Annotated in this window: 12 protein-coding genes; 5 read left to right on the top strand and 7 right to left on the bottom strand. The window is 65.7% G+C overall.

The window, feature by feature from the left end; translation table 11 throughout:
- Nucleotides 1-422, top strand: a 422-nt coding sequence (locus tag BT98_RS0117540) for an integrase core domain-containing protein (protein ID WP_244881540.1), incomplete at its 5' end; no start/stop codon positions are given.
- 67 nt (nt 423-489) lie between these two features.
- Here the strand turns inward: BT98_RS0117540 and BT98_RS0117545 are convergent.
- From BT98_RS0117545 to BT98_RS0117565, 5 genes are all read right to left on the bottom strand, one after another.
- Entirely contained in the window at nt 490-1422 is a 933-nt protein-coding gene (locus BT98_RS0117545) for a hydroxyacid dehydrogenase (protein WP_237719412.1), read from the bottom strand.
- A 381-nt stretch (nt 1423-1803) separates the two neighbouring features.
- Nucleotides 1804-2694 carry a dihydrodipicolinate synthase family protein gene (locus BT98_RS0117550; RefSeq protein ID WP_019462820.1) on the bottom strand — a complete coding sequence of 297 codons (891 nt, stop codon included), beginning with the start codon at nt 2692-2694 and terminating at the stop codon, nt 1804-1806.
- A 35-nt stretch (nt 2695-2729) separates the two neighbouring features.
- Nucleotides 2730-3860, bottom strand: a complete 1131-nt coding sequence (locus BT98_RS0117555; RefSeq protein ID WP_019462821.1) for an iron-containing alcohol dehydrogenase — start codon at nt 3858-3860, stop codon at nt 2730-2732.
- A gap of 37 nt (nt 3861-3897) precedes the next feature.
- Nucleotides 3898-4842: an SMP-30/gluconolactonase/LRE family protein gene (locus BT98_RS0117560; RefSeq protein ID WP_019462822.1), complete on the bottom strand. Its 945-nt coding sequence runs from the start codon at nt 4840-4842 to the stop codon at nt 3898-3900.
- 167 nt (nt 4843-5009) lie between these two features.
- Nucleotides 5010-5990: a Bug family tripartite tricarboxylate transporter substrate binding protein gene (locus BT98_RS0117565; RefSeq protein ID WP_019462823.1), complete on the bottom strand. Its 981-nt coding sequence runs from the start codon at nt 5988-5990 to the stop codon at nt 5010-5012.
- Between the two features lie 1065 nt (nt 5991-7055).
- Here BT98_RS0117565 and BT98_RS0117575 point away from each other — a divergent pair.
- Nucleotides 7056-7412, top strand: a complete 357-nt coding sequence (locus BT98_RS0117575; protein ID WP_076970271.1) for a hypothetical protein — start codon at nt 7056-7058, stop codon at nt 7410-7412.
- A 76-nt stretch (nt 7413-7488) separates the two neighbouring features.
- On the opposite strand, the gene BT98_RS0117580 is transcribed toward BT98_RS0117575, so the two are convergent.
- Together BT98_RS0117580 and BT98_RS0117585 are read right to left on the bottom strand one after the other, a co-directional pair.
- Nucleotides 7489-9825, bottom strand: coding sequence for an Orn/Lys/Arg family decarboxylase (locus BT98_RS0117580; RefSeq protein ID WP_019462826.1), 2337 nt, complete (start codon nt 9823-9825; stop codon nt 7489-7491).
- Nucleotides 9826-10091: 266 nt separating this feature from the next.
- Nucleotides 10092-11594 (bottom strand): CoA-acylating methylmalonate-semialdehyde dehydrogenase, encoded by a 1503-nt coding sequence (locus tag BT98_RS0117585; protein WP_019462827.1) that lies wholly within the window; start codon nt 11592-11594, stop codon nt 10092-10094.
- A gap of 127 nt (nt 11595-11721) precedes the next feature.
- On the opposite strand from BT98_RS0117585, the gene BT98_RS0117590 reads away from it, so the two are divergent.
- The 3 genes from BT98_RS0117590 (at nt 11722) to BT98_RS24925 (ending at nt 15311) form a co-directional block, all read left to right on the top strand.
- Nucleotides 11722-12645: a LysR family transcriptional regulator gene (locus tag BT98_RS0117590; protein WP_019462828.1), complete on the top strand. Its 924-nt coding sequence runs from the start codon at nt 11722-11724 to the stop codon at nt 12643-12645.
- 90 nt (nt 12646-12735) lie between these two features.
- Nucleotides 12736-13173, top strand: a complete 438-nt coding sequence (locus BT98_RS0117595; protein WP_019462829.1) for a MarR family winged helix-turn-helix transcriptional regulator — start codon at nt 12736-12738, stop codon at nt 13171-13173.
- Between the two features lie 140 nt (nt 13174-13313).
- Nucleotides 13314-15311: an FAD-binding monooxygenase gene (locus tag BT98_RS24925; protein WP_019462830.1), complete on the top strand. Its 1998-nt coding sequence runs from the start codon at nt 13314-13316 to the stop codon at nt 15309-15311.
- Nucleotides 15312-15410 lie beyond the last annotated feature (99 nt).

Consider the following 15410-nt stretch of genomic DNA (forward strand, 5'->3'; position numbering starts at 1 on the left):
CGGCTCAATCGCCGCCCAGAGATCATCAGAAACCAAAGGCTTCGCCATGCCCACAGAAACGCATCATACCGGGTTTAGTTAGGCGCTCTAAGGCCCTCACTATGCGCCGCCCGGCGCCAGGGCTGATCCACCATGCCGATCGCGGCAGCCAGTACTGCTCCGCCGACTACCAGGCGGAACTCCGAAAGCACGGTATCCTGATCTCGAGGACGGGCAAGGGAAATTGCTACGATAACGCCATGGTCGAGACCCTCTTCAAGACGCTGAAGTCGGAACTCGTCTGGCGCACCATGTTCGAAACACGCCAGGATGCCGAGCAGGCCATCGGCCGCACCATCGATGGTTTCTACACCCCTGTCCGGCGCCACTCCGCGCTCGACTTCACAAGCCCGGCCCAGTTCGAGAAGATGGCCGCCAACTGATCCAACACCTCTCCACTAAACCGAAGCAAGTCCAGCGGCCACAAAAGCTGCAACAGAGGCAGGACGATCAAGCCTGCACCAGGAACCTCCGCTGGACTTCGCTTCCTCTGATGATGTCCAGAATGTTCCGTGCGGTCATCAGTGAAACCTCCCGCCGAGCTTCGGCCGTGACACCGGCGCAGTGCGGCGAAACCAACACGTTTGGCAACGACCAAAGAGGGTTGTCCTTTGCCGGTGGCTCGCTTGCAAAGCTGTCGAGCCCAGCGGCAGCGATCCTCCCATCACGCAGGGCCGCGAGTAGCGCAGCCTCATCCACCACTTCGCCACGCGCTGTGTTCACCAGGATCGCGCCCGGCTTCATGAGGCCGAACTGGCGCTCACCAATCAGGCCTTCTGTTTCACGGGTGAGAGGACAGTGAAGGCTAACAATGTCGCTTTGTGCGAGCAAGTCGTCGATAGTCGTCGCGCGGTCAATGCCTGCTGTGAAGGCATCGTCTCCCGCGAATGGATCGTAAGCTTGGACATTCATGCCGAGGGGCTGAACGAAACCGGCGAGATAGCGCCCGATCATCCCAAGGCCGATCAGGCCGAGCCTGCGACCACGCAGTTCGAAGCCGACATAGTTCTTCTTGTCCCAACCGCCAGCGCGCACATAGGCATCCTGATTGCGGAGGTCCTTCGCAAGCGCCAGGATCATGGCCAGCGCGTGTTCCGCCACCGAATGCGCGTTGGCGCCCACGGCGGCCAGGACGGGAATGCCGAGCGACTTTGCGGCAGCGACATCGATGTCATTCGTGCCGGCACCATGCTTGGCAATCACCTTCAGCGACGGTGTCGCCTTCATGATGTCCTCATCGACCCGCTCTATAAGGCGCACGACGATGGCGCTGGCTTGTGTTTTCACAAGCAATGCCTTGACGGCGTCCTTCGCAGGGTAAGGATCCGTGCTGACCACGTCCAAACCGGCATCACGGAGAATTTTCTCTCCTTCCGGCGCCATGGGACCTCCCAGGCTTACGACAGTGTGCGTCATCAATCGAAGATCCATGCTTGGGGAAACGGCGATACGTCCGCTTCTATGTTGCCTGATCAGGTGGGGATCTGTACCGGATTCACTTCACGCAGCAGCTGACATAGTTGAGAAGCCCGGAAGCCGGAGAGCGCCGACGCCGCCACGAACGAGCCCGCGTACCAGATGGCCATGACGGTAACCACGAATCCGATGGCTCAGCCGAGGATCGATACCGCGTTCTCCTGTCATGTTCCTCCGTGCAGCGCCGCCGAGCTGTCATTGATCAGGAAGATCTCGCGGCCATAAGCGAGCAGGATGTCGGTTGCAGCAAAGCGCAGATACGCCGCGCAACGGCAGTGCTGCCCCTGTTCATTCCGTCGCTTCCGCCCACTTGCGGGAGATCGGACGGATCCTCTCTTCCACTTCGGCCGAGACCATCGCGGGGCGGCGGCTGGCGCCAACCTCAGGCATGGCGAGGGTCAGGCAGCGCTTGACCATGGTCGGCGCGAAGCCATGAGCATAGAGCTCCTTGCGCAGTTCGCTGTAGTGCGCCTGGTGCTTTCCGGCGGCCTCACTGTCCCCCTTGGAGAAGGAAGCCCAGATGGCATTCAGGGTCACGGGCGAGATGTTGCCCAAGCCCGACACACATCCCGCGGCACCATGGGTCAGACCGTGCAGCACGAGCGAGTCCGGACCGACCAGCACGTCGAAGGCATCGTGCGAACGGGCTATCTCAAGGTAGCCATCAAGGCTCTCCTGTGAGCCGGCGCTGTCCTTGATGCCAACGATGTTCGGGTGGTCGGCCAGCACGCGCACCGTCTCGGGCTGAAGGGTGTTCCCGGTGCGCGCGGGAAGGTTGTACAGATAGATGGGCTTCGTCAGCGCATCGGCGACATCACGATAATGCGCGATCAGCTCATCCTGGCTACAGGCGAGGATCGAGGGCGTGATGACCGAGAGCGCCTTGACATCAAGCTTCTCGATCTTCCTGCCAAGGAGGATGGTCTGGCTCGTTGAGACCTCGCCGATATGCGCCAGAACCGGCACTGCGCCCCCGGCGGCTTCCACGCAGAGCTCGGCGACCCGGACCTTCTCGTCAAAGGAGAGCGCATAGAATTCACCGTTGGTGCCGGCGCAGAAGACGCCATTACCGGCGGCGACCTGCCGCTTTACCTGACGGCGCAGCGCATCGGCATTGATGGTTTCGTCCTGGTTGAACGGAGTAACGATGGCCACGCAAGGGCCCGTGATCTTCGCCATAAGGGGAACTCCTGTTCCGTGCGCGTCGCGTTGCTTCAGAAGGCGGTGCGATAAAGGGTGAGGATGTCCTCGCGGCTCATGTCGCGCGGATTGTTATCGAGAAGCCGGCGGATGGCATGCGCCTCGGTCGCCATGGTCTCCAGATCCTCCTCGGGCACGCCCAGGCGGGAAAGGCGCATCTCGATACCGAGACCGGCGCAGAAGCCATAGGTGGCGCCGCGCACGGATGCCTCGTCAGTGGCAGTGGGCAGACCCAGTGCTTCCAGTACAAGCGCGGTCTTCCCTGCCGTCGCCGGCGCGTTGAAGGCCAGGGTGTGGGGGAAGATCACCGCGCAGGCCAGGCCGTGCGCGACGTGGTGCCGCGTTCCCAATGGGTAGGCGACCGCATGGCCCGCCGTGGTGTTCACCGGGCCCAGGCAGAAGCCGCCGTAGAGCGAGGCAACGGAAAGACCGGCGCGCGCCTCCTTGTCCGAGCCGTCGGCCACGGCCCGCCCGAGGTAGCGGCCGACGAGACGGATACCCTCCAGAGCGTAGAGGTCGATCAGCGGATGGGCCTTCTTGTTGGTGAAGGCCTCCACGCAGTGCGCCATGGCGTCCACGCCGGTGGCAGCGGTCACCGCGGCCGGAACCGTCAGCGTCAGATCTGGGTCAACCACGGCCAGATCGGCCAGCATATGCAGGCTCTGCACAGCCAGCTTGTTCTGCGTCACCGGATCGGTGACCAGCGCCCGGATGCCGCCCTCGCTGCCGGTGCCGGAGGTGGTGGGCACCTGGATCAGCGCGCAGGCGCGGCCGTCCACCTTGTCCGGTCCCACCACCTCGGGCAGTGTCTGGGCACTGCCGGTCAGCACCGCCACCAGCTTCGCGAGGTCCATGGCGCTGCCACCGCCGAAGCCCACCACGAGGTCCGGCTTCACCCTCGCCGCCATGGCCAGTGCCTTGTCGAGGTTCGCGACGTCCGGCTCGGGTTTCACCTCGCCGAAGACATGCACGTCGCCCGGTAGTTCCAGCACGTCCGTGCGGCCGGCATTGAAGGCGTCGGAGATGACAAGGGCGCAGCGCAGCCCCCGCGCCTTGGCCCAGCGCCCAGCGGCGGAAACAGTGCCAGAACCGAATTCGATCGTCTCGGGACGGATCAGGCCGATCGGGTTCGTCAGGTTTAGCATGCGGCGGTTCCTCGGGAAACTGGAAGCGGGCTGGCCATCAACTGTAGGGGGTGCCCTGCGCGTTCACGTAAACGGCGTAGAGGGACTTGCTGGCTGCCATGAAGAGGCGGTTGCGGTGCCGGCCACCGAAGGCAAGGTTGGCGCAACGCTCGGGCAGATGGATATGTCCGATCGGTTGCCCGCCCTTGTTGAAGACGCGAACCCCGTCCATGGCTTCCCCCATTCCCCAGCCGCACCAGAGGTTTCCTTCAACATCGACCCGGAAGCCGTCCGGCCTCTCACCCGCCTTGGCCTGGATGAAGACGCGATTGTTCGCGAGTTTCGTTCCATCCTCGATGACGTCAAAGACGCGGATGACGCGGGGATTGGCAGATGCCTCGACCACGTAGAGGAGCTTCTCATCGGGCGAGAAGGCCAGGCCGTTCGGTCGTCCCACCTCGTTGCTCACCACGGAGAGCTGCCCGGTACGTCCATCAACGCGGTAGATGTTCGTGGGCAGCTCAGGCTCGGCTTTCTCGCCTTCATAGAATCCGAGAATCCCGAAGGGTGGGTCAGTGAACCAGATGGAGCCATCGGACTTCACGACGATGTCGTTGGGCGAGTTCAGCCGCTTGCCGTCGTGGCGATCGGCAATCACCGTGATGCTTCCGTCCGGCTCGGTGCGGGTCACGCGGCGTCCGCCATGTTCGCATGTGACCAGGCGCCCCTGCCGGTCGCGCGTGTTGCCGTTCGAGAAGCCGGCAGGCCTGCGGAACTCGTCGACTGTCCCGGTTGTCTCGTGCCAGCGCAGCAGGCGGTCGTTCGGAATGTCGGACCAGATCAGGCAACGTTGATCGCCGAGCCAGACCGGCCCTTCGCTCCACCGCGCCCCGGTCCAAAGCTGCTCCACTGCCGCGGCATCCAGCCGGTACTTTGCGAAGGAGGCGTCGAGGTTCTCGAACGCGGCCTCGGGGTAGCGCTGGATACTTTCCCAGCGCGCCAAGGCAGGTCGGCTGACGAGCGCCGCGCATCCTCCCGCGGCAAGAGTAAGCAGACCCCGACGATGGGCTTCGATCATGGTTTCCTGCTCCGCTTGGCCATTGCCGGAATCGGCGTTCCATCGGGCAACGCCTGCCGGCGCTGCGGTGCTCCCGGGAATTGCCCGGCTCCTCAATCAGCCTGCGCGCCCGAGGCCTCGATGAGCTGACGCCACATCGGACGCTCGCGCGCCGCTCGCTCCGCGGCCTGGGCGGGTGTGCTCCAGATCGGCTTGGCGCCGACCTTCAGGAAGCGTTCCGCCTGTACCGGATCATCCACCACCTGCTTCAAGGCCAGGCCGAACTTCTCCACGATCGCGTCCGGCGTGCCGGCTGGCGCAACGAAGCCGCCCCAGACCGTGACGACGAAATTGTCCAGACCTGCCTGTCCCATGGTGGGAACCTCCGGCAGAGCCGGCCAGCGCTCAGCCGAGGTTACGGCGAGCGCGCGCATCTGCCCGCTCTGCACCAACGACAGATAAGAGGCCACGCCGTCCAACGCGAAGTCCACGTCACCGCTCATCAGAGCCGGAATGGTCTGGGCTGCACCGCGAAAAGGCACGTGAACCGCCTCCACGCCAATGCGGTTGAACAACATGGCAGATGAAAGGTGCGTCGTCGTACCAACGCCGGTGGAACCATAGGTGATGCCGCCCTTCTTGGCCCTGGCCCATGCGATGAACTCGGCAAGTGTCTTGGCCTGCACCTTGCCCGGCGCCACCACTGCGATGTTGGGGAACTCCCAGCCTAACGCGACCGGGCGGAGATCCTTCTCGACATCGTAGGGTACGTTTCGGTACAGAAACTGGTTGATGGAGAAGTTGCTTACCGTTGCTGCGCCGAAAGTGGCTCCGTCCGAAGGCGACTTCGCCACCACATCGATGCCGATATTGCCGCTGGCGCCGGCCCGGTTGTCGATCACCACGGGCTGACCGAGGGTCTTGCTGGCTTGCTCGGCATAGAGCCTGGCGAGCACGTCCGTCGCCCCGCCCGGCGGGTAGGGAACGATCAAACGGATTGGCCGCTCCGGCCAGGGCTTCTGGGCCCGGATCACGGAGGGGGATGCCATGATGGTGGAGCCCAGGACGGTGCCGAGCAGGGTGCGACGGTTCATGGGGGGTGTTTCCTCTGTTCTTGTTCGTGTTTCAGGCTCTGGAGCAGGCTTGTCAGTTTTTCGCGGACCGCGTCGGCCGGCAAAGCCAGATGCTGTCCATGTCCGAGAGCGGAGTACAAGTCGAAGGGTAAACTGCGCGAATCGCGCATCTCATGGCATGACCATGTGGAATGCACAGAGCAACGGCAATGCTTGCGCCGACAGAGCGCCGTTTTCTTGACTTCTTTGAGAGATGGCCGTCCACACGTGCGCTTCCACCTGTCCAGGGTGTTACGGTGGCTTCTTCTATCATTTATATGCACAAAACACGCAATGATAATTGCTCAAAATGGACAAAAAATTTCATCCGACCGTGCAGCCGCCATGATGCCCATGACCGGACCGCCTCCCTCCTGAACTCCTCCACCCGCCCCCATCGGCTGGCCGTTCCGTCGTGCCTTCCACTTCTCCCCGGAAGGATGTCCGCCAGTATCCTGGCCGATGTGGTGTGCCCGGTCGCTGACTGATCCTCGAGCGCCGGGTTCCGCCACGGATCGGCGGCTGTCAGGTTCAGGCCCACGCTGCCGGCCTTGAGGCTGATCAGGAAGATGCCATCGGCAGGAACAGCCTTGGAGGCATTACGGGTTCTTCCCGCCCTGCCCTAGCCACGCTGGCACTGCCACGGTTTGCCGGTCAGGACCGGTAATGATACAGCCTCGCACCCTCGAAACGCCCGAGGCCGGGACATGGCGCCGCGCAGAGGTCGCGCCTCCTTGGGACTACGACATCGAGAACCTACGTGCTGGGCTTCAGGTACGTTTCGGACGGGCGTTATTATCGGTTAGCTTCGGACACCGGTTTTTCGATCCTGCCGTACTGTCAGAAGGCCAGGATTCCGTTATTGAGTGGTCTGATGCTTTGTCCGTGCACCGCGATCGTTGACCTACGGACCTGAATGTTCCCGTGGATCTTCCCGAAAGCCGAAAACCTCCGCGAGACCCCAGCGCATTCCAGGCCTGACGAGAGATGGACAACAGCAGACTTCTCTCGTGGAGGTTTCCTCAACTGTCAGAGAATATGATTTGCATGCCCTCAGGCGAACGATCCGAGGCTCCAAGTGGCGCCGTCTACGATGGCGATGGCAAGCTCGTCATGGGCAGCGGGCCTGCTTTTTCGCTCGGCCTTGTCACGGAATGCATCTTCCAGGCTGTGCTGCACAACCTGGATGAGCCTGGGAACACGATAGACGCGGGAGACCGCCTCTGGCTCCTGCCCCAGGGCTTGGTTCCCGGCGCTGCGATGCCCGAGCATGTTCTGGCCGGCCTCGCTGCCATCGTAAGAGCCGGGCGCAAGGTCGTCGTGATGGGCCACAGCACCGAGGCCGGCAACTGGGCCTGCCAGGCCATCGAGCAGGCACTCGATGCAAACCAGGGCAGCGCATAAGCGCGCTGCGACGGCCCATGATGGCCTCGCGGCCGGGTGCCCGTGGAAGGCAGAGCGATCCTGGAACTGCGGGTCGCTAGGCCGTCTCCCGCAACACATAGGTATAGAAGCGCACCTGCCCGTCCGGATCGGTTTCCCGGTAAAGGCCCTGGATCTCGTTCTCGAAGCCAGGAAAGCGGTTCGCCGCCCGCTCGAAGGCCTTCAGGTAGTCGATCATCGGCCGTGAAGCCTCGCCCAGCCTCTCGCCTGGAATGACCGTGGCGATCCCGGGTGGATAGACCAGCCAGAGCGTGACCGCGACGCGGCCGAAGCACTCGTCCAGCGGCACGTAGTCCACCCGGTTCCGCACCAGTTCGCGCACCGCCTCGTGCGGCGGCATCACCATCTCCGGGAAGTGCCCAGCCTGGAACTGCGCGGCCTGCAATCCGCTGACATCCTGGGCTCGGTAGAAGTCGTGCATCTCCGCGCAGAGCTCGCGCAGGCGTAGCCCGGCATAGCGCTTCGGCCGCCGTGCGACGAAGCCGGGGATGACCTCCTCCAGCGGCGCGTTCTGGTCGTGCAGCTTCTTGAAGGTGACCAGATGGGACAGCAACGTGCCTGCCTTGCTGCTCTCGCTGCCGGGCGTGAGCAGGAAAAGCAGGCTGTTCAGGTCGTTCTTCTCCGGCACGATGCGGTTCTGGCGCAGATACTCCGCCACCACCGGAGCCGGCACGCCATGCCGGGCATAGCCGCCATCGGTAAAGCCCGGCGTCAGCACCGTCAGCTTGTTCGGATCGGTCATCGCCCAGCCCGCCGGCACATCGCCGAAACCATGCCAGTCCTCGCCCGGGCGGAACTCCCAGTGCTCGGGATTGGCAGCCAACAGATCGGTCGGCACCTCCTCCCAGGGCGTGGGCACGCCATCCAGCCTCACGGTCTTCGGCACGAAGGGTTCAAAGAACCATCGGCGTGCCGGGTCCACCTCCTTCTCCGCCATCTCGCGCGCGGTGAAACGCAGCTTCTTGCGCATCTCGATGCCGAGGCGGACGGTGTCGTCCCACAGCACCTCGCCGGAACGGCCCTTCATCATCTGCGCGCCCACGTCGAGCGAGGCGAAGAGCGGGTAGAAAGGGCTGGTCGAGGCGTGCAGCAGGTACATCTCGTTGAAGCGGCGGTGCCCGACGCGGCGCCGCTGCTCACCGAGATGGCTGTCCTTCACATGGATCTGCGAGGCCTGGGAGAAGCTGGCGAGCTGCTTGTGGGTGCTCTGCGTCACCAGGATGCCCGGCGCGTCGGGGCCCAGCTTCTCCAGCCCCATGCCGAAGCGGCCGCGGAAGAGCGGATGGAACTTCATGAAGCCCGCCCAGGCCTCGTCAAAGAGGATGTAGTCGCAGAGATGGCCGATGCGGTTCAGCACCTCCTCGGCGGAATAGATCGTGCCGTCATAGGTGCACTGCTCGATCACCGCGGCGCGGAAGGGGCGCGGCCGGCGCCAGGCCTCGGCATCGCTCACCAGCGGGTTGGTGCGGATCGCCTCGCGCAGCCGCTCCTCCGACAGCGCGCCCTTCAGCATCGGCCCGATCAGCCCATGCGGGTTGCGCGCCGTCTCCACGAAGATCGGCAGGGCGCCGCTGAGGAAGAGCGCGCCGTGATGCGCCGCCTTGTGGTTGTTGCGGTCGAACAGCACCAGGTCGCCCTCGGCCAGCAGGGCGTTCAGCGCGATCTTGTTGGAGGTGGAGGTGCCGTTCAGCACGAAGTAGGTACGCTCGGCCCCGAAGATCTTCGCCGCCTCGCGCTGCGCCTTCAGGGCCGGACCCTCATGCGTCAGCAGGTCGCCAAGTTGCAGCACGGAATTGTCGAGGTCGTCGCGGAACACCGCCTCGCCCAGATGCTCGACGAAGATCCGCCCGATCGGGCTGCGGCTGTAGAACATGCCGCCGTTGTGGCCAGGGCAGGTCCAGAGCTGGTTGCCCTGCTCGGCGTAATCGACCAGCGCCCCGAAGAAGGGGGTCTTCAGCGTCTCCGCATACTGCCGCAGCCGGGAAACGAGGTTCTTGGCGATGAATTCCGGCGTTTCCTCGGCCAGGAAGACGAAGCCGTCCACATCGTCCAGCACATCAACCGGAATGTCCTCCAGCCGCCGGCGGCGCACCAGCAGGAAGATCGGCACCTCCGTACCGCGCCGTCGGACCAGCGAGATCAGGGCCGCCGCCTTGCCCTGGAGGCCCTTCTTGCCCCAGTCCACCACAACGCAGCCGATCGCGGCATCGGTGCGGACCACCAGCTCGGCATCCTCGTCCCGCCGGGCCCGCAGCACGGCATACCCCATGCCCTCGATCTCGGTGAGGATCTGCCGCAGCCGGGCGCCCTCCAGATCGGCCTCGTCGAAAGCCGGGGCACAGACCAGGAACTTGAAACGACGGGCGTATTCCATCCGGATCTCCCTACAGGCGGCATGGCCGGCGGGCTGACCCTGATCATGCGCGCCCTGCCGGATCAAGCGGGTTGCCTATGACCCTTCCGTGAAATTGAAGCCTTCCCCAGCGCCTGTCAGCGGCCGTGCCGCGGGTGTTTCCTTCCGTCCGGCATGGGAGCGACATTGTCGGAAGGACCCGCCGATCGCCGGCCGAACCCACCCCGACCAACGGTACGATCGCGCACGAAAATGCCGGCCCGGGCCAGTACCCGGGCCGGCCAGGATCAACCCATGGTGGGCATCACGAATTCCGCGCCGGAGCGGAAGCCGCCCGAGGGCCAGCGGGTCGTGATGGTCTTGAGCTTCGTGTAGAAGCGCACGCCTTCCGGCCCGTGCATGTGGTGGTCGCCGAAGAGCGAGGCCTTCCAGCCGCCGAAGGAATGGAAGGCCATCGGCACTGGGATGGGCACGTTGATGCCGACCATGCCGACCTGGATGCCATGGGCGAATTCCCGCGCTGCCTCGCCGTCGCGGGTGAAGATCGAGGTGCCGTTGCCGAACTCATGCTCGTTGATGAGCTTCGCGGCGGCGGCGTAATCGCCCGCGCGCACCACCGAGAGGACAGGGCCGAAGATCTCCTCGCGGTAGATCGACATTTCCGGCGTCACATGGTCGAACAGCGTGCCGCCGATGAAGAAGCCGTCCTCGTAGCCCTGCATGCGGAAGTCGCGGCCATCGACCACCAGCGTCGCGCCCTCCTTCACGCCGGCATCGACATAGCCGCGCACCTTGTCGCGGTGCTGGCGCGTGACCAGCGGCCCCATCTCGGCATCGGCCTCGGTGCCCGGGCCGATCTTCAGGGCGCGGACCTTGGGCTCCAGCTTCGCGATCAGGGCCTCGGCCGTGCGCTCGCCGACCGGCACGGCCACGGAGATCGCCATGCAGCGCTCGCCGGCCGAGCCGTAGGCCGCGCCCATCAGCGCATCCACCGCCTGATCCATGTCGGCGTCCGGCAGGATGACCATGTGGTTCTTGGCGCCGCCCAGCGCCTGGCAGCGCTTGCCCGTCTTCGCGGCGGTCTCGTAGATGTAGCGCGCGATGGGCGTCGAGCCGACGAAGCTCACCGCGCTGATGCCGGGATGCTGCAGCAGCGCATCCACCGCCTCCTTGTCGCCCTGCACCACGCTGAACACGCCCGGCGGCAGCCCGGCCTCGGCGAGAAGCTCCGCCAGGATCAGGCTGGTCGAAGGGTCACGCTCGGAGGGCTTGAGGATGAAGCAGTTGCCGCAGGCCAGGGCGACCGGGAACATCCACATCGGCACCATGGCCGGGAAGTTGAAGGGCGTGATGCCCGCGACCACGCCCAGCGGCTGGCGCAGGGAGTGGCTGTCGATGCGGGTGCCGACATTCTCCGTCACCTCGCCCTTCAGCAGCTGGGGCGCGGCGGTGGCGAACTCCACGACCTCGATGCCGCGCGTCAGCTCACCCTTGGCATCGGAGAGAACCTTGCCGTGCTCGGCGGTGATCGCGGCGGCGATGCGGTCCGCATCGCGCTCCAGCAGGGCCAGGAACCTGTTCAGGATACGGGCGCGGCGCAGCGGCGGAGTGGCGGCCCAGGCCGGGAAGGCCTTCAGCGCCGCCTGCACCGCGGCATCGACGTCGCGGGCGCTGGCCAGCGGGACCTCCCCCGTCTGCTCGCCGGTGGCGGGGTTGTAGACCGGGGCCGTGCGGCCGCCGCGGCCCTCGAAGCTCTCGCCGCCGATGAAATGCGGAATCCAGGTGGCCATGCGTCTCGTCTCCCATTCTCCCGGCGGAACGGCGTGGCGCCACCGGCGCATCCTGCGATAAGGCTCGACCGAACGCACATCAATGGGCAGAATTGCACCCTCGATGTGCGGGAATTGATGTCACCCCATGAACTGGGACCGTGTCCGGATTTTCCTGGCCGTGGCACGCGCGGGGCAGATCCTGGCCGCCGCCCGGGAACTGAAGCTGAACCATGCCACCGTGGGCCGGCAGATCTCCGCCCTGGAGCGCGAGATCGGGGCCAAGCTGCTGGACCGCCGGAACCAGGGCTGCGTGCTGACCAGTGCCGGTGAGGCCCTGCTCGCCACGGCGGAGCGGGCGGAGTCCGAGTTCCTGCGGCTGGGCTCCCAGTTGAACAGCATGGAAGGGGCCGTCAGCGGCACCGTCCGCATCGGGGCGCCGGACGGTCTCGGCAACTACGTGCTGGCGGGGCAGTTGGCCGGGCTGGCGGAACAGAATCCCGGCCTGGTCATCCAGCTTGTGCCCCTGCCCCGCACCTTCTCCCTGTCGCGGCGCGAGGCGGACCTGGCGATCACGCTGGAGCGCCCCGAGCAGGGCCGGCTGATCGTCACCAAGCTCACCGACTACACCCTCAGCGTCTATGCCTCGGAAGCCTATCTCGCACGCACCGGACCGATCGCCCGGCCGGCGGAACTGTCGGGCCGCCTCTTCGTCACGAATGTCGAGGACTACGTGTACAGCCGCGCCCTGGACTACGCCGCCGCCCTGCGCCGCGTGATCGGTGCACGCTACGAATGCGGCAGCGTGGTGGCCCAGATGGAAGCCGTCCGGGCTGGCCATGGCGTCGGCATCCTGCACGACTATGCCGCCGGTTCCTTCCCCGAGCTGCGGCGCGTCCTTCCGGAGATACGCTTCCTGCGGAGCTACTGGCTGATCTCCCATCCCGACACGCATGACACGCAGCGGGTCCAGCTCACCCGCCGGCATATCCTTTCGGGCATCCGGGCCGAGGCCGCGCGGTTCGTGCAGCCGGGCTCGTCCGCCGCCCTGACTCAGGAGCAAGCCTGCTGACCCGGGAGAAGGCACCACGCCCGATCCCTTCCCCCGTTGCTGCGATCTGCTCTAGAGCCTGGGTCCGTCCCAACCGCCACGGAAAGCCTGATGCCCATCGGATCCATGTACGAGATGCCCGGCCACCTGATCCGGCGGGCGCATCAGATCTCGGGCGCCATCTTCACGGCGCGGCTGGCAGGCTTCGACATCACCTCGGTGCAGTATGCCGCGATGGTGGCGATTGCCTCCCAGCCAGGGATCGACGCGACGCGGCTTTCGGACCTGATCGCCTTTGACCGGGCGACACTCGGCGGCGTGCTCGACCGGCTGGAGGCCAAGGGCCTCATCGCGCGCCAGCCGTCGCGCCAGGACAGGCGCGTCAAGACCATCACCCTGACCGTGGATGGAAGCGCCCTGCTGGAAACCGTGAAGGACCGGGTGCTGGCCGCCCAGGCGGAGATGATGCATTCCCTTTCGGAAGCGGAACAGGCTCAGTTCATCGCGCTGCTCAAGAAATTCGTGGGGCGGGTCCCGGAAGAAGATTGACAGCATACATACTTTATGTGTTCATCCTTTCTATGGGGTAAGCCATACGGAAGGGCGTGACGGGCCCGCTCTGCCGATGCCACTCGCATCCGGCGCCGCTCGTCCCCCCGCCGAAGCTGGCAATCCAGGGAGGAGTGAGCATGCAGTTCCATCTCAATGGCTTCCACACGGGCGATCCGGAAGCCGCCAGGGTCGATCCCCCTGTCCCCGGTGCCACGCCGGCGCCGTTGCCCGGGACGACCGATGTCCTGATCGTCGGCTGCGGCCCGGCCGGCCTGACACTGGCGGCGCAGCTGGCGGCCTTCCCGGGGATCTCGACGCGCATCGTGGAGCAGAAGGCCGGTCCGCTGATGCTGGGCCAGGCCGATGGCATCGCCTGCCGCACGATGGAGATGTTCAACGCCTTCGGCTTCGCCGAGCGTGTGCTGCGCGAGGCGTACTGGGTCAACGAGCTGGTGTTCTGGAAGCCGGACAGCACCCGGCGCGACGCCATCTATCGCAGCGACCGCATCCGGGATACGGAGGAGGGGCTTTCGGAGTTCCCGCACGTCATCCTCAACCAGGCCCGGGTGCATGACTTCTACCTGGAGACGATGCGGCGCGGCGCCTCGCCCATCGTGCCGGACTACCACCGCCGCCTCGCCAGCCTGGAGGTCTCGACGGAGCCGGATGTTTCCCACCCCGTGACGGCCCGCTTCGAGCGCCTCGATCCCGGGCATGAGGGAGAGGTGGAGGCCATCCGGGCCCGCTACGCGGTCGGCTGCGATGGCGCCCGCAGCGCCGTGCGGCGCGAGATCGGCCTCAGCCTGGAAGGCGCCTCCGCCAACCAGGCCTGGGGCGTGATGGACGTGCTCGCGGTCACCGACTTTCCCGATATCCGCCTGAAATGCGTGATCCATTCGGCGGCGGGGAACATGGTGATCATCCCCCGCGAGGGCGGCTATCTCGTGCGGCTCTATATCGAGATGGACAAGCTCGCCGAGAACGAGCGTGTCGCCAGTCGCCAGATCACCGTCGATCACCTGATCGCGGCCGCGCGGCGCATCCTCAGTCCTTATACGCTGGAGGTTAAGGAGGTGGCCTGGTGGTCCGTCTATGAGATCGGCCAGCGCCTGTGCGGCCGCTTCGACGATGTGCCAACGGCGGCGAAGGCCACGCGCCCGCCCCGCGTCTTCATCGCCGGCGATGCCTGCCATACGCACAGCCCCAAGGCCGGGCAGGGCATGAACGTTTCCATGCAGGATGCCTTCAACCTCGGCTGGAAGCTGGCCGCGGTACTGCGGGGGCAGGTCGATCCCGCGCTGCTCGCCACCTATTCAGTGGAACGCCACGCCGTGGCGGAAGAACTGATCGCCTTCGACCGGAAGCTGGCCCGGATGCTGTCCCTGCCGCCCAAGGACCCCCACGACCCGGACAGCGAAGGCGTCGATCCGGCCGAGTTCCAGGCATATTTCGTGCAGCAGGGCCGCTTCACGGCTGGCACGGCGATGCGCTACGCGCCTTCGGCGATCACCGGGGCGGCGACGCACCAGCATCTCGCGGAAGGCTTCGCCATCGGCATGCGCTTCCACTCCGCGCCGGTCATCCGCCTGGCGGATGCCAAGCCGATGCATCTGGGTCACACGGTGCAGGCCGATGGCCGCTGGCGTCTCTTCGCCTTTGCGGCGGCGGAGGACCCGGCGGCCCCGTCATCCCGCATCCAGGCGCTTTGCCGGTTCCTGGAAGGGGACGCGGCCTCGCCGATCCGGCGCCATACCCCGGAGGGAGAGGACATCGACGCGGTGATCGACCTGCGGGCGATCTTCCAGCAGCCGCACCGCGAGCTGGCCTTCGGCGCCATGCCCGCCCTGCTGCGCCCGGCGAAAGGGCGCCATGGCCTCGTGGACCACGAGAAGATGTTCTGCCCGGTGGTGGCGAATGGCCAGGATATCTTCGACCTTCGCGGGATCGACCGCGGGCATGGGTGCGTGGTGATCGTCAGGCCGGACCAGCACGTGGCGCATGTCCTGTCCCTGGAGGACCATGCGGGGATCGCCGACTTCTTCAGTGCCTTCATGCTGAACGGCCAGCAGGCGGTGCCGCGCCGGGATGGCGCAAGCAAGGCGCCGCTGGGCTTCAGCCAGCAGCCGGCGCTGTAACCGCGGGTCAGGGCCGGGACGCCCGGAGGGGAGGAGACACCGTGGCCATGCTCGTCGTGGCCGCAACCGCCGCAATGCCCACAGCGTGACCAAGGGCGG

Source organism: Roseomonas mucosa ATCC BAA-692 (assembly GCF_000622225.1).
In the GTDB taxonomy this organism is placed as follows: Bacteria; Pseudomonadota; Alphaproteobacteria; order Acetobacterales; family Acetobacteraceae; genus Roseomonas; species Roseomonas mucosa.